This window comes from Bradyrhizobium sp. HKCCYLS1011 (assembly GCF_051167795.1).
GTDB lineage: Bacteria > Pseudomonadota > Alphaproteobacteria > Rhizobiales > Xanthobacteraceae > Bradyrhizobium.
Genome location: NZ_JBNPTT010000003.1, coordinates 62,054 through 81,670 on the forward strand (window position 1 = coordinate 62,054; position 19,617 = coordinate 81,670).

The 19,617-nt window shown below is 60.9% G+C and carries 7 protein-coding genes; 3 read left to right on the plus strand and 4 right to left on the minus strand.

Going from position 1 to position 19,617, the window contains the following annotated elements; all coding sequences use genetic code 11:
- Positions 1-4 precede the first annotated feature (4 nt).
- The 4 genes from ACQR1W_RS09200 to ACQR1W_RS09215 are packed head-to-tail and all read right to left on the minus strand — an operon-like array spanning position 5 to position 15,437.
- A complete protein-coding gene (locus ACQR1W_RS09200) occupies positions 5-1,438 on the minus strand; it encodes an alpha/beta hydrolase family protein (RefSeq protein ID WP_434850511.1) in 1,434 nt (477 codons plus the stop codon).
- A gap of 33 nt (positions 1,439-1,471) precedes the next feature.
- The gene (locus tag ACQR1W_RS09205) at positions 1,472-5,389 is read right to left on the minus strand and encodes a condensation domain-containing protein (RefSeq protein WP_434850512.1); all 3,918 of its coding nucleotides are present in this window, start codon (positions 5,387-5,389) and stop codon (positions 1,472-1,474) included.
- Positions 5,359-13,455 (minus strand): amino acid adenylation domain-containing protein, encoded by an 8,097-nt coding sequence (locus ACQR1W_RS09210; protein ID WP_434850513.1) that lies wholly within the window; start codon positions 13,453-13,455, stop codon positions 5,359-5,361. The genes ACQR1W_RS09205 and ACQR1W_RS09210 overlap by 31 nt, the downstream gene beginning before the upstream one ends.
- Positions 13,452-15,437, minus strand: a complete 1,986-nt coding sequence (locus tag ACQR1W_RS09215; protein ID WP_434850514.1) for an amino acid adenylation domain-containing protein — start codon at positions 15,435-15,437, stop codon at positions 13,452-13,454. The genes ACQR1W_RS09210 and ACQR1W_RS09215 overlap by 4 nt, the downstream gene beginning before the upstream one ends.
- Positions 15,438-15,778: 341 nt before the next feature.
- Here ACQR1W_RS09215 and ACQR1W_RS09220 point away from each other — a divergent pair, with 341 nt between their 5' ends.
- The 3 genes from ACQR1W_RS09220 to ACQR1W_RS09230 all read left to right on the plus strand — a co-directional run bounded on the left by ACQR1W_RS09220 (position 15,779) and on the right by ACQR1W_RS09230 (position 19,606).
- Complete coding sequence (locus ACQR1W_RS09220) at positions 15,779-17,089, plus strand: hypothetical protein (protein ID WP_434850515.1); 1,311 nt, start codon at positions 15,779-15,781, stop codon at positions 17,087-17,089.
- Positions 17,090-17,381: 292 nt separating this feature from the next.
- Positions 17,382-18,632, plus strand: coding sequence for a WecB/TagA/CpsF family glycosyltransferase (locus ACQR1W_RS09225; protein WP_434850516.1), 1,251 nt, complete (start codon positions 17,382-17,384; stop codon positions 18,630-18,632).
- A 50-nt stretch (positions 18,633-18,682) separates the two neighbouring features.
- On the plus strand, positions 18,683-19,606 hold the full coding sequence (locus ACQR1W_RS09230) for a cupin-like domain-containing protein (RefSeq protein WP_434850517.1): 924 nt from the start codon (positions 18,683-18,685) through the stop codon (positions 19,604-19,606).
- Positions 19,607-19,617 lie beyond the last annotated feature (11 nt).

The following is a 19,617-nucleotide window of genomic DNA, read 5'->3' on the forward strand; positions in this document are numbered from 1 at the left end:
CACGTCAGGCTGCTGGTACTGCTGGATCGACCTTCTTGACCCTTAGAAGCGGTGACGCGCCCTCGATGTCCGTCGGCGGAGTTGCTCTCTGAAGCCCCAGGCTGTGGTCGAAGAACGCAACCAGATTGCTGCGGATGACCCGAAGGATCTGAACAGGGTTGACGCTGCCGCGGCGCAAGGGCGAATAAAGCTTCATGTCCGAGAAATGCATGTGCTCGGCGCCGGGGATTGTCATCCAGTAGCCGCCCCGCCGTTCCAGCAGTTGATTCATCATCGCAAATTGGTCCAACGAAAACGCGATCTCTCGACGCTTGGCCGGTGGGAAGCCGCTCAAGTCAGCCTCAGCCACGAAGGGCTCCTCGTCGTACATTCCTTCGAACATGAATAGAAACGGGGTGAACCTTTGCCGTTCCGCCGTATTCCGTCCAATCATCCCCGCAAGATCGGCCCCTGCCTTGACGCGCTCGTCCAAAGAGCAGACTTCGGCTGCGGCTCCTCCGCCCAAGGAGAAGCCGAACGCCGCGATCCGATCCAGATCGAGACGGCCAGCCAACAATTGTTGCGGATCGTCGCGGTTCAAATCTTCCAGACTATCCAATACGAAGCGCGCATCAGCTGCTCTGATATCGATCTGCTCGTTTGCGGTCTTCACGAACTCCGCAAAAGCCGCTTCGGACGAGTAGTCTTCATCGCCTTTGAATTTACGGCAAGCCACCGTGCCATCCGGAAAGGCAACACGGCTGGAACTGTAGGGATGGTCGATCCCCACGATGATGTAGCCATGGCTGGCGAGCTCCTCGACCAAGACGGTACATTCGGTCCGGATTCCCGCCCACGAAGGCAAGAAGAGGATGACCGGAAAGCGCGGCGGTAGCGGCGGCAATTCGGCATCCAACATTGCATGCGTCTTCACATACGAAAAATGCGCGCTTCGCCAGGTCGTGATGGCGCGCTCCCGGTAAGGCGCATAGCGCCCACGACGGGATGGATTCGCCGGGTACCAGATCTGAATCATGAGCTCACGGCAACCGGCTCGATCCGAATATGGGTCGCTTCTGCTCACATCGATCAGGTGCCGAACGTGAGTGCCGATCCTGTACGCGCCCGTTGGCTTCGGCAGCCTGAAGACCGGCATGGCAAGACACAGCAAGCCGGCCATGAGGGCGAGGAAGGCAGTCGCGTAGCCCAGCCCGGATACGTGGACACTTTCAATATGCGCAATGCATCTCAAGCCGGCCGCGGTCACGAAGCCGAGTGCTGCAACATAGGCCGGAGCCATCTGGTAGCGCGCCCCCTCCAGATGGAGATGCCCCGCCAGCAACAGCGCAACCAAAACTGCCAGAGGGAGCGAGGCATGGCAGCCACCGAATGACGGGACAAGCACGACAGAGGCGCCGAGCAGCAAGGCCAGCACCAATGTCGATTCCAGCGCTCTCATCGGACCATCGTCACGCTCCCGCTGCAGCGGCAACTATTCCTGGCGCTCGGGCGCGCTCGCCAAATAAGGAGATAGTTGCTCGATCAACCGGGCAACTTGTGGCTGTCGCATGATCGAGAGATGGTTGCCCGGAACCTGATGCACGACGATGCCCCCGGCGGCGATGTTCGACCATCCGAGCGTCAGGTCATCTCCATATTCGGCGGTTCGCCCTTCCGCGCGGAATAGCAACAGGCGACCGGGATAAGATCTCGGTACATATTTCCGGCCGATCGCCGAGAACAACACCAGGTTGCTTCGCAGAAAGCGAGGGACAGGCACCCCGAGTGAACGACAAACGTCCTGGCCGACCTTCCAGAGCAGCGCATCCAACCGACTGGTAACAAAGAGGCGCGCATCCGCCCAGAGTTCGTCGAACCGACCATGAATGAGATTGCGCCCATACTTCCTGAGCCGATCGTTCAGATATTTGCGTCGAAATTTCGCGAGCTGCTCCGCCGGCAGATTCCGATAGTGAGCCCAGTTGCCAGTATCGAAAAGCGCAATCAGCGCGACCGCCTCGCCCATTTCGACGAATTTCGTTGCGATCTCAAAAGCAACGAGCCCACCAAACGAAAGGCCGCATATCTGGTAAGGTCCGTTCGGTTGGACGGCTTGAATTTCTCGGACATACTGACTTGCAAGGTCTTCCACACTGTCGGGGCAAGACTCTTTGGCGTCTGACGCTCGCAACCCATAAACCGGGACGTCCCCCGGCAACGCCGCGATCAGATCTCGATAATCCAGCAGATGGCCACCCCCGCCATGGATGCAGAACAGGGGAAGACGATTGCCGGTTTCGCGGATTGCGACAATGTGCGGACGGTCGGTTTGCAGGGCCTCGTGGAGCTTCCGCGCCAGTTGCCCGGCAGTCGGCGCGACCATCAGAAGCGACAGATCGATAGTGATCCCAAAACTTGCCTGCACCCTCGTAACCAGTTCGGCGGCCAGCAACGAGTGCCCGCCGAGCTCAAAAAAGTTGTCATTCATCCCGATGACGGGCACCTTGAGGATGGCCTTCCAGATCTCGGCAAGCTTGATCTCGTCCTCGGTACTTGGCGCGACGAAGACGCGCGCGGTACTTTCCTCGGCTAGCGGTATCGACTCGCGAGCCCGCTTCGGAACGGTCGGGGCCGGGAGCTCCGTAATTCTGTGGCGTCGGTTTGACACCACAGTCCGCAGCAGCATCTGGTAATAGTCCAGGATAAGCCGGATCGAGCCCGGGTCGAACAGGTCGGCATTGTACTCGCAGTTCACCCGCAGCTCGTCCTGGCGCTCAATAAGCGCGAGCTGAAGCTCGAATGGAGTTCCAACGCTGAATGTCGGCATCGGGGACACGGTCAGTCCGGGCACCTGATGCGGCTGCAGGAATGCGACCTGATAGAGGAAGTAGAACTGGAAGAACACCGTCCGACCATCGACCGAGCGGATGCGCAACTGCTTCAGCAGCGCCTCGAACGGCAGATCGGCGTGATCCAGCGCATCGAGGTACACCTGGCTCACATGCGCGATAGCTTCCTCGATCGTTGGATTGCTACCCAGATCGACCCGGAAGGGAATTGGTCCGGCAAACGGACCGATCAAAGGCTCCGTCTCCGGGCTCCGGTTCGCCACCGGCGATCCGATCACCATCTCCGGCTGTTCCGAGTACCGCGACAGGAGGATCGCAAAGCAGGCCAAGGACAGCGCAAACATCGTCACGCCTTCGGCCTTCGCGACGCGCTTCAGGTCCTGGATGAGCTCGGCCGGCAAAGACAGCGACTCGATGCCGCCCTTCGCGGTCATCCGCGCAGCCGGCGGCCGGTCCGTCGGGAAATCGACAACATCCAGCGGATCTTTGAGCCGCGTCAGCCAATGGTCGAGATGAGCGCTTGCTTCGGGCGACTTGAGCCAGTCCTGCTGCCAGCTTGCAAAGTCAGCGTATTGGATCGACAGCGGCGCAAGGTGCGCCGGCCTGTTGCCGGCGAGCGCCTCGTAGTTTGCCCACAGCTCGTCCTGGATGACCCGCTGCGACCATCCGTCAACGATGATATGGTGTGTCGTGATGAGCAGGACCGCCTCGGCGGTACCCAGCACGAACAGGCAGGCGCGGAAAAGCGGCCCCCGCTCGAGGTCGAACGGTTGCCGCGCCTCTTCCTGCAAAAGCTCCTGAAGCCTGGACTCGCGCTCCGCGTCCGCGATTTGGGTCAGATCCGCGACAGAAAGCGCAAACGCCTGCCGCGCCGAAATCACCTGAACAAGCTCGCCCTCGTATTCGGCGAAGGTCGTCCGCAAAATCTCGTGGCGGTCGACGAGATGCTGAAAGCTCGCCTGGAGTACATTGGTCGACACAGAACCCGTCAGGCGCACCGTGGCGCGCATGTGGAACTTTGCCGAATTCGGATCGAGCCGCGCGAGTAGCCAAAAACGCTCCTGCGCAACGCTCGCCGGCATCGTGCAGAACTCTTCGGCGGCGTCGTTCGACGGCATCGGCTCTTGTGTCTCCGACACAGGGCTGCCCTGCGCCGCCTGCGGTCCCGACACGACGAATTCCGAGGCGCGAAGCTCCGGTCCGGAGCTGATCTGTTCGAGCAGGCCGCAGAAATCGTCCAAGAGCCCCTGTGCAAATTCCCGGCTGTAGTAGTGCTTGTTGAAGTCGATCGACAATCGCCAACCGCTCTCGCGCTCCACCATGAAGAAGTTGAGCCGGTAGAGTGCCCCCTGCGAGATCGACGGTATCGGCGTGACCTGAATCTTCGCGGGCTCAATGACGGAATTCGAGCTCCCGCCATAGGCTCGGTAGCAATTGAAATTGACGACAAAGAACGGTTCGGGATCAATATCCCTATCCGCGGCCCGAGCCTTGATCACGTCCTCGAACGGCACGTCCTGATTGGCGAAGATCTCAAGCATGGCGTCCCGCACGCGGTCCGCCAAATCGATGAAGCGGGGGTCACCGGCCACGTCGGTTCTGATGACGACATGGTTGATGAAGAGGCCGACCAACGCTTCAAGTTCGGTGCGGTTGCGGCCTGCGAGCTCCGAACCGACCGCAATATCATCACGTCCGGTATAGCGCTTGAGCAGAACACAGAGCGCGGACAGGACGGTGACGAACATGGTCCCGCCGCGACGGTTGCTCTGTTGGTTCAGCGTGTCGGTCAGTTCACGTCGGAGTTCGCGGGAGACGATGTCACTGTCGCGACCTGGTTGGGCTGGCGGCTCGCGATCGCCTGGGACTTCCAGCCGTCGATAGTTCTTGAGCGAGGACTTCCAGTAGGCAAGCTGCGCCTCCCGCTCGGCATCTTCTGCGCGCTCGCGTTGCCATATGACGTAATCGGGGTATTGGACAACGAGCTCCGGCAGTGGCGACGCCTGCCCTTCGCTGAATGCCCGGTACAGTTGCCGCAGCTCGTCCATCATCACGCGGATGGACCAGCCATCTGCGACCAAGAGGTGCGCGGTAAGCAACAGCAGATAATGCTGTTCTTCAACACGGATAACCGTAACCCGCAGAAGAGGTCCGGCCTCGATCTCGAATCCGCGCGTTGCCTCAGTCCTGCAGAGATCATCCACCTGTTGGTCGCAGTCTTCAAGCGACCGCACATCGTGGAATTTGAGATCGATCTTTGCCGACGGTGCGATGAGCTGAACGGGATCAACGCCTATGACCGTGAAACTTGCGCGCAGAATTTCGTGCCGCGCCACGATTTCATTGAAGGCGCGCTCGACGATCGAAATGTCCAGGGGTCCCTTCAGACTCCATCGAAAGGCTACGTTGTAGGCGGAGTCGCCGGGATTGTCGCGATCAGCACGCCAGACGCGCTCCTGCGCCGCAGACAGCGGAAACACCAGGCTAACTTGGCTGTTAGCCGGTTCCAGACATTCGCCGATGTCTGCGTTCAATTGTGGGAGCTTGATGATTGTGGCCATCTGCTGACTTGCCGGACAGGCTGGGGCGCTAGTCGGTACTGTTGTCGCGGCACCGGTTTGATCGCCCGATCTGAAGTGGTCGTCTGATCCTGTGTTCCCTTGGAAAGTTCGTCGAAGATTGCGGCAATCGTCCTGAATTTGAGGATCTGGCGCGGCGTCACCTGGATGCCTGCCTTGTTGGCGCGTGCCGTGATCTGGAACACGTGCAGCGAATCCGCTCCGAGCTCGAACAAATTGTCGTTGATGCCGACGCGCGGCAGCCGGAGCACCTCGGCCCAGATCGCCGCCAACTTTTCCTCATCGGCGTTGCGCGGCGCGGCATAGGCCATGCTTTCCTGCTGCTTGGTCCAGCTCGGTGCCGGAAGCGCGTTGCGATCAATCTTGCCATTTGGCGTCAAAGGCATCGCATCGAGGCTGACATAGGCCGCTGGGGCCATATAGGCCGGTAGCTTCTTGACGATGAACTCGCGCAGCTCGGCTGCCCCCGGAGTAACGCCGTTTTTCGGAATGACATATCCGATCAGACGCTTTTCTCCAGCGACGTCCTCACGCAAGGAGACAACCCCCTGAGCGATGCCGGGGTGGGTTTCCAGGATGCTCTCGATCTCTCCGAGTTCGATCCGGAAGCCACGCAGCTTGATCTGGTTGTCCAGCCGACCGAGGAATTCGAGCGTTCCGTCACGCCGCCGCCGAACCAGATCGCCGGTCTTGTACAGGCGCGCGCCCGGTTCGGAGCTGAACGGATGGGCGACGAACCGCTCCGAGGTCAATTCCGGCCGGTTGTGATAGCCGCGCGCCAAGCCCGCGCCACCGATGTACAACTCTCCGGCCACGCCGACTGGCGCCAGTTGGAGATCTTGGTCGAGAACCAGGAACTCAGTATTGGCGATCGGATAGCCGACGGGGACCGGCCCCTCGCCGGCGGCAACCTGTAGAACTGCCGACCAGATCGTGGTCTCGGTCGGCCCGTACATATTCCAGACCGACGCAGCACGCTTCACGAGCTCATTTGCCAGCTCGCGTGGGAAAGCTTCGCCGCCGCAGAGGACCTTGAGAGCCGGTTCTCCAGTCCAGCCCGCGTCGAGCAGTTGCTGCCACGTGACAGGCGTGGCCTGCACAACAGTCGCGTTCACCTCCTTCAAATACTCCAGGAGGCGCACCGAGTATTGCGCCGTGTCGCGGCTCACGATGGCAAGCTTGGCCCCGACGGTCAGCGGCAGGAAGAGCTCAAGCCCCGAAATGTCGAACGATAGCGTCGTGACCGCCGCCAGAACGTCCGAACTGTTCAGGCCGGGCTGCACCTGCATGGCCTGCAACAGGTTGGCCACGGCGCGGTGTGGGACCTCGACGCCCTTGGGCTTGCCGGTCGAACCTGACGTGTAGATGACGTAGGCAAGATCCGCAGGACCAGCACCTCCATCCAACCGCGCTGAGCTCTCGCGCGCGATGACCGGCCATTCGGTATCGATCTGGACCACCTTCGCATCGCCGAACGACCATTGCTTGGTCAATTCTGCCTGGGTCACGACCACCTGGGCGCCGGCATCCTCGAGCACAAACCGGACGCGCTCGGGCGGAAATGTCGGATCGATCGGGACATAGGCCCCACCCGCCTTCATAATTCCGAGCAGCGAGACCAGCATATCGAGGCCCCGCTCGATGAACAGGCCGACCAGAACGCCGGGTTTGACGCCGAGCTTGCGCAGATGCTGGGCCAGCTGGTTGGCCCGGCCGTCCAGTTCGGCATAGGTCAGCCGCTCCGGCCCGAACATGACCGCAATCGCGTCCGCACTCCGTCCAACCTGGGCTTCTATGAGCCCATGAACCGTGGACTGGTTGGGCCGGTTCGTGAACGTATCGTTCCAGCGTGCCAATCCGTCCAACTCGCCTGCCGACAGGAGCGGAAGCTTCGAGACGGGTGCATGGACCTGTGCGGCCATTCCTTCGAGCAAGATCTTGTAGTGCTCGAGCCAACGCCCGATCGTGTCCTCATCGAACAGGCCGGTGTTATAGTCGCAGTCGAGCGTCAACCCGTCACTTGCTTCCATGATGTTGAGGAAGATGTCGAAGTTGACGAAGCTCTTCGGATTCGGATCGACCTCCGCATCGACACCGTCGAAACCGAGCTTGCCGCCGATCCGCTCCAGGTTGAACTGGACCTCGGTGAGCGGCAGGCGGCTCGGATCGCGCTGCAGCGCCAGTTTCCGCACCAGGCGGCCATAGGTGTAGTTCTGGTGCTCATAACCGGCGAGCACGGTCTGCTTCATCTGCGCCAGGAATTCGCCTGCCGTCGGATTGCCCGTCAAGCGGCCCCGCAGAGGAATGAAGTTCACGCAGTGACCGACCAAGGTGACGTTGTCCAGCAGGGACTGGCCCGCCGTTGGCACGCCGACGACGATGTCGTCCTGACCGCTGAGGCGGCCAAGCAGGATCTCGAACCCGGCCAGCAGGGTCACGAACAACGTGCATTTCTGGCTGGCACCGAACTTCTTGATCCGATTGTAAGCATCGGCCTCGATGCGGGTCCGGAACGTCGCGCCCTTGAACTCCTTGATCGCGGGCCGTGGCCGGTCAAGCGGCAGGTTCAGCGGCGCAGGCACCTCGCGGAATTGCTCCAACCAATAGGACTCGACCTTGCGCCCTTCGGCACTGTCGACGAACTCCGCTTGAGACTTTGCATAATCTGCAAATGGCATGCAGGTCGGCGGATTCCAGGACAGGCCCTGCTTCGTTGCGTTGTAAGCCTGCGATAGCTCGTCAACGAGGACGTTGGTCGACCAGCCGTCACAGACGATATGATGCGCAGTGAAGATCAGGATCTGATGGTCCGCTGCCAGCGTCACCAGCCGGGCGCGAACCAGCGGTCCTGCGCTGAGGTTGAACGGCGTTTGCGCATCCGTCGCGATGATCTGATGGAGCTGGCTCTCCTGTTCCTGGGGCGCCAGGGATCTCAGATCGATGGTCGGGACCTCGAGGGCCAGCCGGGCGGCAAAGCTTTGCCGGTCGCCCTCTCCGCCGAACGTGGAGCGAAGCGCCTGGTGCCGCGCGACGACGAGATCCAGCGCACGCCGAAGCGCGGCAACGTCGAGGTTTCCGCGCAGATGGAGCGAGACCGACTCGTTGTAGCTGCATGATGCATCGGAACTGAGCTGGTCCGACAACCACACTTCCAGCTGAGATTCGGTCAAGGGAGCTTCAGCTGCTTCCGGTGGATCCAGTTGCACGGCCATGGCCGCCGGGGCAAGCGCGGGCGCCTCGACCACATCGCCCAGGAATCCAGCCTGGCGCATCTCGATCGCGCTCTCCCGGAACGCGGTCACGATGGCCTCGAGATCCGCCTCGCTATGAGCGGTCGTCAGGAAGCACGGAAAGCCCTCGCGAATGTGGATGCCTTTGTCGCGCATGTAGAAGTAGAACAGGTTGGCCAGCGGCTCCGAGGCCGGGAAGCCGAGGTAGAAGAAGCTGCCGAAGGTCTCGACCTGCGTCGGGAGACCGTGTTCCCGGACCACCTCGTTGAGCTTCTGGACCAGTTCGGTCGTGCGCTGATTGAGCCGCTCCTGCAGGGCGGGCCCCTGCTCGCTGAAGTGCCTGAGCACGGCGCGCATCGCCGCAAGCGCAAGCGGATGGCGAACGAAGGTTCCGGCGAAGAACGTCACGCCGACCTGAGGATAGGAATCATCCCCGAATTGCCACATGCCGCCGTCCAGGGCATCCATGAACCGACTCTTGCCGGCGAGAACGCCGACGGGCATGCCCCCGGCAACCACCTTGCCGTAGGTTGCGAGATCGGCGCGAATGCCAAACTTCGCCTGGCAGCCGCCTTGATGGACGCGGAATCCGGTGACGACCTCGTCGAAGATCAGCGCGGCGCCGCAGTCTTCCGTGATCTTGCGAAGCTGCTTGAGGAAGTCGACCGGCTGCAGCGAGGGATGCCGGCTCTGCACCGGCTCGACCAGCACTGCGGCGATGTCGCCGGCGTTGCGCCGGATCCAATCCAGCGATTGTTCCGCGCCGTAGTCCAGCACGACCATGTTGGAGACGCTCTGGCGCGGAATGCCAGGCGCGATCGGCACCGACTGCGGCTCGCCGGCCTTGTTCATGAAGCCCTTCACCAGGACCTCGTCGAACATGCCGTGGTAGTCGCCGGAGAATGTGACGATCTTGTTCTTGCCGGTCACGGTCCGCGACACGCGCAATGCGGCGAGGACGGCCTCTGAACCGGTGTTGCAGAACGCCATTCGCTCATTGCCGGTCATCTCGCAGAACAGCTGCGCGACCTCACCGGCAAGTGGCGTCTGCGGTCCCGTCTCGAAGCCGTTGCGCAGCTGGGCCTCGATGGCCTTCTCGACAAAATCCGGGCGGTGGCCGAGCATGATCGGACCAAAGCCATTGACGAGGTCGATATAGGCGTTGCCGTCGATGTCCCAGATCCGCGACCCTTGCGACCGATCGGTCACGATCGAATAGACCATCTCCTTCCACTGGGGACGGAATCCGGACACGACGCGCGGGTCAGCCAAGGCCTGACGATGCTGTTGCGTGAACGCCTTCGATTTGGCCGTTCGTCGCGTGACGCGATCGATCAGGATATTGAGCTGCTTTTGCTGCGCCGGCGTCAGGTCCTGGGATGCGGTTGTTTGCGGCGGCTTGTACGGACCAAATGCCTTCTGTGGCGCGGCAGGCGCAGCCGCAGGTGCGGACGTCACAGCTTCGGCGGCGGCCCGCTGCTCGACCGTCGCGCTGCTGGCCGGGATGATCGCGGGAGCAGCGGCCGTCGGTCCGCGCGTCGCATTCAGCGCGTCGAGCTGCTTCGAGAACAGCTGGTTCATGGCCTGCAGCTGCTCGCGCATGAGGCGTTCCATCGCGCCTTCCGAGGCCGAGCCGGCCGACACGGGCGCAGCCTGCACGGCGGGCTCGCTGGCTGCGGTTGCCGTGACAACCACGGCCGGGGCTGCCGCTTGCAGCTCAGAGCTGGATTCGACGCGGTCCGCAAAGGCGTCGCCGGGAAGCTGGCTTTCGAGATGATCCACCAGGGCGTTCAGGCTCGACACGTCATTCAGGAGCTGGCGGAACGTGATCTTGACGGCGAACTTCTCCTGCAGCGCCTGGGCCACCTGCGTGAGGAACAGGGAATCGAACCCCAGCTCGAGGAAGGTGGTCGCCGGATCGGCGGCCGCGAGATCAACGCCCGACAAGCCTTCAAACATCTCCACCAGGGCGGCCTGGATTCGATCGCGACGCTTGGCTGAGGTCGCGGGTGCAACCGCGGAGCTAACACTGGACATTACATTCACGGCATCGCTTCCCTGAAGGACTTGCGGCTTGGCTTCGCTGCTGAGAGAGGTCACTGGCGCATCAGTCGACCCGGTCACGGATTGATCGAATGCGGCTTGGGCATTCTGCAACCAGTAGCGCTTGCGCTCGAAAGGATAAGTCGGCAGCGACATCCGATGGCGGCGCTCGCCGGCATGGAATGCCGTCCAGTCGGGCTTTTCGCCGGCCACCCACAGCTTCCCCATGGCCGACAAGAGCGCTTCGTAATCACCTTCGCCGGAAAAGCCGTCAGACAAGGATGGCGCGATGACCGAATTGGCCGCTGGCTGACCGTGCTGTCGAGCCAGCGTCGTCAGAACATTGCCCGGACCGACTTCAAGCAGAATTGCGTCCGGCCGGTTGCGAAGCTCCTGGATCGCCGCCGAGAACTGCACCGGCTCGCGGGCATGTCGCGCCCAGTAAACCGGGTCGGTCGCTTCCCGATCCGTGACCCAGGTCCCCGTCACTCCGGACACATAGGGAATCTGGGGCGGGTTGAGCCGGATACCCGACAGGGCATTCGCCAGCGGATCGATCAAGGGATCCATCATGGCGGAATGGAAGGCGTGAGAAGTCACCAGCCGCCGGCAGGCCACCCCTGCCTCGTTCAGTTCGCGTTCGAACTGTGCAAGCGGCTCCAGCGGCCCTGCAACGACGCACAGGCTCGGCGAATTGACCGCGGCCAGCGACAGTGGCGCGCCAAGTCGCTGGCGCAATTCGGCCTCCGGCAGCCGCACCGAAAGCATGCCGCCGGGCGCGACACCCTGCATCAGGCGGCCGCGCAGGGCCACAAAGCCAAGCGCGTCCTCGAGCGAGATCACGCCGGCAATGCAGGCGGCGGCGAACTCGCCGATGCTGTGGCCGGTCATGGCCTTGGGCCGAATGCCCCAGCTGAACCAGAGTTGCGCCAGTGAATATTCGATCGTGAAGATCGCGGGCTGAGCGATGATCGTGTCAGTGACCGCGCGCCTGGCCTCGTCGCTGGCACCGGCGTCGGGATAAAGCAGGGTTCGCAGATCCGCACCGAGATGAGGACGGAGGATCTCTGCACAGCGGTCGACCGTATCACGAAAGACCGGTTCGAGATCATAGATCTCGCGCGCCATGTTGGGGTGCTGCGAGCCCTGCCCCGGAAAGAGGAAACAGACGTCGGAGACCTCGCGAGACCGCGAAGGGGCCGGAACGCGTGCCCGCTCTGACAACGACCGGACCGCCTCTGCGACGTTGCCAGCGACGACAGCCCGGCGGTAGCCGAACTCACGCCTCCCGGTCTGAAGCGTCCAGGCGACATCGGCGAGATTGCTGCCCGGATGGGCTTCCAGATGCGCCCGAAGACGATCGCCCGCGGCATCCAGTGCCGCCTGGGAACGGGCGGACAGAACAAGCAGCTGTTTGGTTCGCCGCGACGCGGAGGATTGCTGCTCGGGAGCCTGTTCCAACACGACGTGGGCGTTGGTCCCGCCGACCCCGAACGCGCTGACCCCGGCTCGCCGCGGCGCATCTCCTGCATCCCATTCGGTGCGCTCGGCCACCACCCGAAATGGACTGCCCTTGAAATCGAATTTGGGATTCGGGTTCTTGAAATGCAGCGTTGGCGGAAACACACCGTGCCGCACGACATGCGCAGCATTGATCAATCCGGTGACGCCGGCAGCGATGTCCAGGTGCCCGACATTGGTCTTGGCCGTACCGATCGTGCAAAATTGCGTCCGGTCAGTCCGCGCACGAAAGGCCTGGGTAAGACCGGCGAGCTCGATCGGATCGCCCAGCGGCGTCCCCGTTCCATGGGCCTCGATATAGCCGATTGTCGCTGGATCGATATCCGCAGCCTGATGAGCCATGGCGATGACATTCGCCTGCCCCTCGACGCTCGGCGCCGTATAGCCGACCTTGCTCGAGCCGTCATTATTGACTGCATAGCCGCGGATGACGGCGTAGATCTGGTCGCCATCCTGCAGCGCGTCCTCGAGCCGCTTCAGGACGACGACGCCAACGCCACTGCCGAACACAGTTCCCTGCGCATCGGCGTCGAATGCCCGGCAGTGGCCATCTCGCGAGACCATGCCACCATCCTGGTAAACCGAACCGCGCTTCTGCGGGAGCGTGACCGAGGTACCGCCGGCCAGCGCCATATCGCTCTGGTAGGTCAACAGCGATTGACAAGCCTGCGTGATGGCAACCAGCGAGGTCGAACATGCGGACAGCATGGTCACGCTCGGCCCGCGCAGATTGAGCTTGTACGAGACTCGCGTCGCCAGGAAATCGGGGCTGTTCCCCATCATCTCCACGTAGTTGGAGACCTGGTAGCCGGACGCGAATTTCTCGATGAAGCCGGGTTCGGTACAGAGCCGCGTCAGGAAGTAGGACGACATGCTCGTGCCGGCATAGACCCCGATCAGCCCCGGATAGGTCTGGGGCACGCAGCCGGCGTCTTCGAGAGCTTGCCAGCAGCATTCGAGAAACAAACGCTGCTGCGGATCCAACAGTTCGGCTTCGCGAGGATAAATCCCGAAGAATTCGGCGTCGAACAGATCGACGTCTTCAAGGATCGATCGCGCCTTCACGTAGCGCGGATCATTCCCGACCGCCTGCTTGTTGGAAATCTCGAGCTCATCGACACGAAACTGAGAGATCGCCTCGATGCCCTCGAGCTGATTGCGCCAAAACTCGGCAACGCTTTGCGCCCCGGGAAAACGCCCGGCCATACCGACAATGGCAATGCCTCCCTCTTCCAGCCCGGCATTCTCGTTCAAGACATTCCCCTTAAACGACGCGCCTGTTGTTTCGCGAAGGCAGCGCGCTGCTTCATTGCCCTCTGCTCAACTGCTTGCGCTGATGATGGCGTGTTTCTCAACTCCAACCGCCGCGCCAGCGAACGAATGGTTGGAAATTCAAATAGGTCCGTTATGGGCACCTCGGCCTGCAGCAGCGCCTGCAGCCGGGTCTGCACGCCGGCCAGAAGAAGCGAGTCCCCGCCAAGATCGAAGAAATTGTCGTCGAAACCAACTTGAGTTTTTTCAAGCACCTGACGCCAGATGACCGCAAGCTCGGCTTCCAGCTGCGTCCCCGGCTCGACCTGCCTGGGCAACGTCGGCAGGGCCGGGGCCGGCAATGCAGCTCGATCGATTTTTCCGTTGATCGTCAATGGAAACGCGTTGACCTGCACGAATGTATGCGGAACCATGTGCTCTGGCAGCTTGGCTACAAGATGGTCGCGTAGTTCGGCTGCACTCGCCGAGCCCAAATAATAGCCGACGAGCCTGGGCTCTCCTGGCCCATCCTTACGCGCGAGCACAACGGCTTGTTGGACACCGTGACAATCTGCGAGAGCTGCCTCGATCTCTCCGAGCTCGATCCGAAACCCGCGGATCTTGACCTGCATGTCGCCTCGGCCGAGATACTCAACATCACCATTGGCGAGCCGACGCGCGAGGTCTCCAGATCTGTACAGCCGAGCGTTGACCTGATCCGAGAACGGATCGGTCACAAACCGCTCTGCGGTGAGCTCCGGCCGATTCAGATAACCTTTGCTGACGCCTGCGCCGCCGACATAGATCTCGCCGACGTCACCGTCGGAAACGGGCCGCAAGTCCGACCCCAGCAAATGGAGCTGCAGGTCCGGAATTGGCGTTCCGATCAGGCTGCGTGTTTCGCCGGCCGCATCTGAAGCCGTTACCAGTCTATAGGTGACATGAACGGTCGTTTCGGTGATGCCGTACATGTTGACGAGCCGCGGGACGCGATCACCGTGACGGTCGAACCACGGCCGCAGGCTGGCGAAATTGAGGGCCTCTCCGCCAAAGATGACATAGCGGAGCTTCAGCTGTTCGACGAAACCGGAGTCTTCGACCTGGATGAGCTGGTAAAATGCGGCCGGAGTCTGGTTCAGTACGGTGACCTGCTCTTTGGCCATCAGGGCATAGAAATCCCTCGGCGACCGCGCGACCCAATAGGGAACGCAGATCAGTTTTCCGCCGGTCAGGAGGCAGCCCCAGATCTCCCAGACGGAAAAGTCAAAAGCGGAGGAATGAAACAGAGTCCAGACGTCGTCGGCATTGAAGTCGAACCAGCACGACGTCGACGTCAACAAACGGTTGACGTTGTGATGCGTGACCATCACGCCTTTCGGCGTACCGGTAGATCCCGATGTGTAGATGACGTAGGCGACATCCTCAGCGCTGGCTGTCTGCTGTAGGCGCGTTCCATCTTCAGCCGCCGCAGCGCTCAGATCACGATCCAGGCAAATGACCGGCTTCCCGTTCAACGGAAGCTTTGCGACCAGAGAGGGCTGCGTCAGAACGAGCGCAGGACCCGCATCCTCGAGCGTCATCCGGATCCGTTCGGCGGGATAGGCGGGATCGACTGGAACGTAGCCTGCGCCGGCCTTCACGACGGCCAGCATCGCGACGATCATCTCGATCGAGCGCTCAAAGCACAGCGCCACCAGGCGACTGCCGGTCAAGTCGCAGGTCTTCCGAATCCGTCTCGCGAGCTGGTTCGCATGTCGATCCAGCTCGCCGTAGGTCACCTTGTCTTCGTTGATCTGGACAGCGGTCCTGTTCGGCGCCCGGTCGACCTGACGCTCAAACAGCCGGCCGATCGTGTCCAGCGGCAAAATCTCCCCTGTGACCGCATATTGTTTCGCGACTACCGAGCCTAACTCAGCTGGCGCCATTTTTTTACGCCTCATCAAATCGAGCCGCACGAGTAAGCCGAACCGTCCGGCTTCCCGCACGGTATCCAGCTCCCCCCGAACATCTACGACTACCCAACACTCAAAAAGGAAACGCTCCTAATCGTTTCCAATTATATCAAAACCCTCTCGCCGTCAGCCTCCTTGATTTTCCGCAAATACTCAAACGGAGATGCTGGTTAACCTGCAATGAGGTGCACGGGTATCCTGGAGCATCATCTCGGCCTCAAGGTTTTGTCTTGCGGGATTGGCCCGAGTTCAATGTCACCGAGCCCATCTTCGGCTTATTCAAATCCTTTATTTTACATTGGTTTACACCACTCCCGGTCAGGAGCGGTCCTGGGCCGCCCATGAGGGTCTTGGACCTATTTTGATGGCGGACTTTGCTGCGGTGCTACAAATCGATCAAATTGCGATATTCAGGGAGAGGGTATGCGATCCTTGTTTCGACAAACCGACGATTTTCCAAGATCAATATCAACGAAGTCATGAAGTTCAATGACATCATCCGATCGAAGGCGACGTGGCGGCGGCTGGCCATCGCTTCCATAGCCATCCTGCTGGTCGAGGGCACCTCGGCGGCGATTTGCCTGTACGTTGACCGGATAGGCGTTGGCCGGCCCCTTTGGGATCCGGATCTCCAGGAGGCCGGCCGCAACTGGGACGACCAGGGGGCGATCATCGACCCCGAGATGGGCGGCTATCGCGCGTCCGGCGCCAAGGAAAATCGGGAATTCCCGTCAGGCTCGCGCTCCTGTGGCGCTGCGTTTGGCGACTCCTTTGTTGGGGGTGCGGAAACACCTGATGACAAGGGATGGGTGGAGCAGCTCTCGCATCTCCTCGGGTGCCGTATCGATAACTATGCCGTCGGCAACTACGGGACGGATCAAGCCTACCTGCGTTTTCTGCGGATCAATGACAGGTCGCCAATTGCGCTGCTCGGTATCAATCCCAACAACATCGAGGACAATATCGGGGAGTACGACGCGTTTCTCGGGGCGCCCCTTGTTCCAACGGCCGTGAAAGGGCGGTTCTTGCTCGATCCGCCCGGACATCTCCGATGGGTCCCGCAGCCAGCTCTTGATCGCGACGGCTTTATCCGCCTGAACCGCGCTCCCGCCGCGATGCTCCCAAACTCCTACTTCCTTCCTGACACCCGCGATGGACCGGTGACGCCCAGCTTTCCATACACCGTGACGCTGGCTCGGGTCTTGATGAAGCCCCGCCTCGTAGCCACCCTTGCCCAGCACGCCCCGTGGGGACCGCTCTACGATGTCCGCCATCCGTCAGGCGCGCTGCAACTCATGACGGCGATCTGCCAATCCTTCGCCGAAGTCTCCAAGTCGCGAGGCCAGCGCCCCCTCATCCTCTTCTTGCCGGGCACGGCAAGCTTTAGGGAAAAGGCATTCCATGGCGAGTTTGAATACGCACCGCTTGCCGACAGGTTGCGCGCCGCCGGGATCGAAACCCTCGACTTGGGCCCTCCCCTCACGGACGAACTGAGTGGCCGGTCGCCTTGCGTCCTCTTCACCCATCAACGCCATGGGCTTTCCTGGCTTGCGCCTCTCCTCCCCTGCGGCGGGCACTATAGCGTCATGGCCAATACTTTGATTGCCAAGGAGGTCGCGGCCGAACTGCAGAGACGGAAGTTCCCGGCCCCGCCTCCGAGCCAAAACCCTGCCAAATCAAATTAACCGTAAAAAATATCGTTAATTACCGGCCGGAACTTTACGTCGGCGGATCGAAGCCTTGCCGCTCCGATCGAGGGCCAGCGCCCGGCTAAGTTACGCCAGAATCGTACAAATCCGGCACAACTCCGGTTTTCTCCCGAAAACAAATGAGCCTGCGCAAGGCTCGCGCCGCGGTTCATTCCAAGAAAAGCGCTTTTTTCGGCAGATTATCATAATGCAAAAAAGAAGCGGCAATATCGCGCGCAAGGGTTTAATCTGTTTTTGACTTTAAAGCGGGTTCAGGACGGCCATTTTCATGAGTTATAACGAAACTGCTTCCGTCGCTGCAGCGAGACGCAGCTTCAAGTCAGACAGTCCGCTGGCTATATCAGCCAGCTCCATTGCGCCGTCGAATCTTCCGCGGCAAGTCTATTGCATTCTCGGCCTGCCGATCGATGCCATTGAGTTACCGGATCTTGTTCGCCTCATTGATGCAGCGGCCGCAGATCGATCGAGATTTCTCGTCTCCACGCCAAATCTGAACTTCCTTACCTCCAGCCTCTCAGACACCGAGTTCAGGGAGTCAGTGCTGGACAGCGATGCCTGCCCGCCGGATGGGAAACCAATTATCTGGATCGCTCGTCTGCTCGGGCTGCCCATCCGCAAGAGAGCGGCAGGGGCCGATCTGCTCGATGCGCTGAGCCTCCGTAAGCAGACCGAGCGCCGGCTGACGGCCTTCCTGTTCGGAGGCGCTCCGGGGATCGCGGCGACGGCCGCGTGCCGCCTCAACGACCGGCATGGCGATCTCCTGTGCGTCGGCACGCTGGATCCTGGCTTTTGTGACCTCGCCGAGATGAGCACGGATGACGTCATCACTTCCGTGAACGAGAGTGACGCCGACTTCCTGATCGTCTCGCTCGGTGCCAAGAAGGGGCAACTCTGGCTGCAGCGAAACCATGACCGGCTCACGATCCCGGTACGCTCACACCTGGGGGCGGCAATCAATTTTCAGGCCGGGACCGTGAAACGTGCGCCGACGATATTTCGGGAACTAGGCTTTGAATGGCTTTGGCGGATCAAGGAAGAGCGCGTCCTTTGGCGGCGGTATCGTGACGACGGCCTTGTTTTTGGCCGCCTGCTGGTCACTCGGGTGCTGCCATTGCTAATCATTACACAATTGCAGCGCATAAGGTCTGCCGCCGAAGGTCAGCTGCAGGTCACGCGTATCTCGAATGATGGAGCTGTCACGCTCCGTCTCGATGGCAGCGCCACAGAGAGTAACGTGTCGACCGTCATGCCGCTCCTTAACGAAGCGATCTCGACAGGCAAGGACGTTATTATCAATCTGGGCGGCGTTCGCTATATCGACATGCGCTTCTTCGGTCTCTTGTTGATGTTGCGCAAAGAGCTTAAGCTTCGTGGCTGTCAACTCTCGTTCGATCAGGTACCGGGTAGAATTAAGCGACTGTTCCGATTGAACGAAGTCGGCTTTCTGCTCACTAACGAGCCAGAGGGTTTCGCCGCGTCTGCGCCGATGCAAGCGGCAGCGGGCAGCCAGGCTGTTTGATCTGCTTCAGAAAAGGTAAACCCGAACAGACCACCAGGGGCGTTAAGACCATGTTAGACAGACCTCTTTCTGAGACGACTAGGGATGCGCAAGGCACGTGGATCGCCGTCGATAAGGAAGCCGCCCGCGCAAGGTTCGATCGCGAAAGTTTCGAAGTTTCCCATCGGCTTTCGGCGCATCCGCTCCTGAAACTGCCGAAGCTCCTGGAGCTGGCCGAACGCACGATAAAGTCTCGTCCCGACGATCTTTATTACGATATGGGTAAGGTTCGAACCGGACAGCGCTGGGACGAGATCCCGAAGGCGAAGTTCTCGGCGATCCAAGCCCTTGAGCAACTGGAGAGCTCGGACGCTTGGTTTATCTTCCGACACGCCCAGCGCGACCCGGAATACAAGGCTCTTTTTGAGGACGGCCTTCGAGAGATCAAAGCCATCGCCGGTGAGGACGTCGAATCCAAGATCCGCCAAGAGGACATCATCATTTTCGTGACGTCGCCGCGGCGGGTCACGCCATACCACATCGACCGGGAATGCAACTTCCTGCTCCAGATTGCCGGCACCAAGACGATCCACATTTTCGATCGAGACGATAAGGACGTCCTTCCCGAGGAGGAGGTTGAGCGGTTCTGGGCTGTCGACAACAACGCTCCGGTGTTCAGGCAAAACTATCAGGACAGAGCCAAGTCCTATCGCCTGGTACCGGGAAACGGAGTCCACATACCCGTCAATTTTCCGCATTGGATCCAGAACGACGACAACATCTCGGTGTCGCTCAGCGTGAACTTTCAGTTCTTGGACTCGATGCGAGCGAACGTCTACCGATCCAATTACTTCCTGCGGCGCCTCGGCGTTACGCCATCGGTTCCTGGTGCGCACAAGATGCGAGATGCCGCCAAGTCGTTTGCCATGACCTGCGCATTGGCTGCCCGGCGCGTTGTTCGTGGCCACCATCGCGGAGACCGGATTTGGAATTGATATCGGGTGAC

Coding starts and splice junctions, on each gene's coding strand:
- ACQR1W_RS09225 (WP_434850516.1), top strand. CDS start 17,382: ATGAGTTATAACGAAACTGCTTCCGTCGCTGCAGCGAGACGCAGCTTC.
- ACQR1W_RS09200 (WP_434850511.1), bottom strand. CDS start 1,438: ATGAGAGCGCTGGAATCGACATTGGTGCTGGCCTTGCTGCTCGGCGCC.
- ACQR1W_RS09205 (WP_434850512.1), bottom strand. CDS start 5,389: ATGGCCACAATCATCAAGCTCCCACAATTGAACGCAGACATCGGCGAA.
- ACQR1W_RS09230 (WP_434850517.1), top strand. CDS start 18,683: ATGTTAGACAGACCTCTTTCTGAGACGACTAGGGATGCGCAAGGCACG.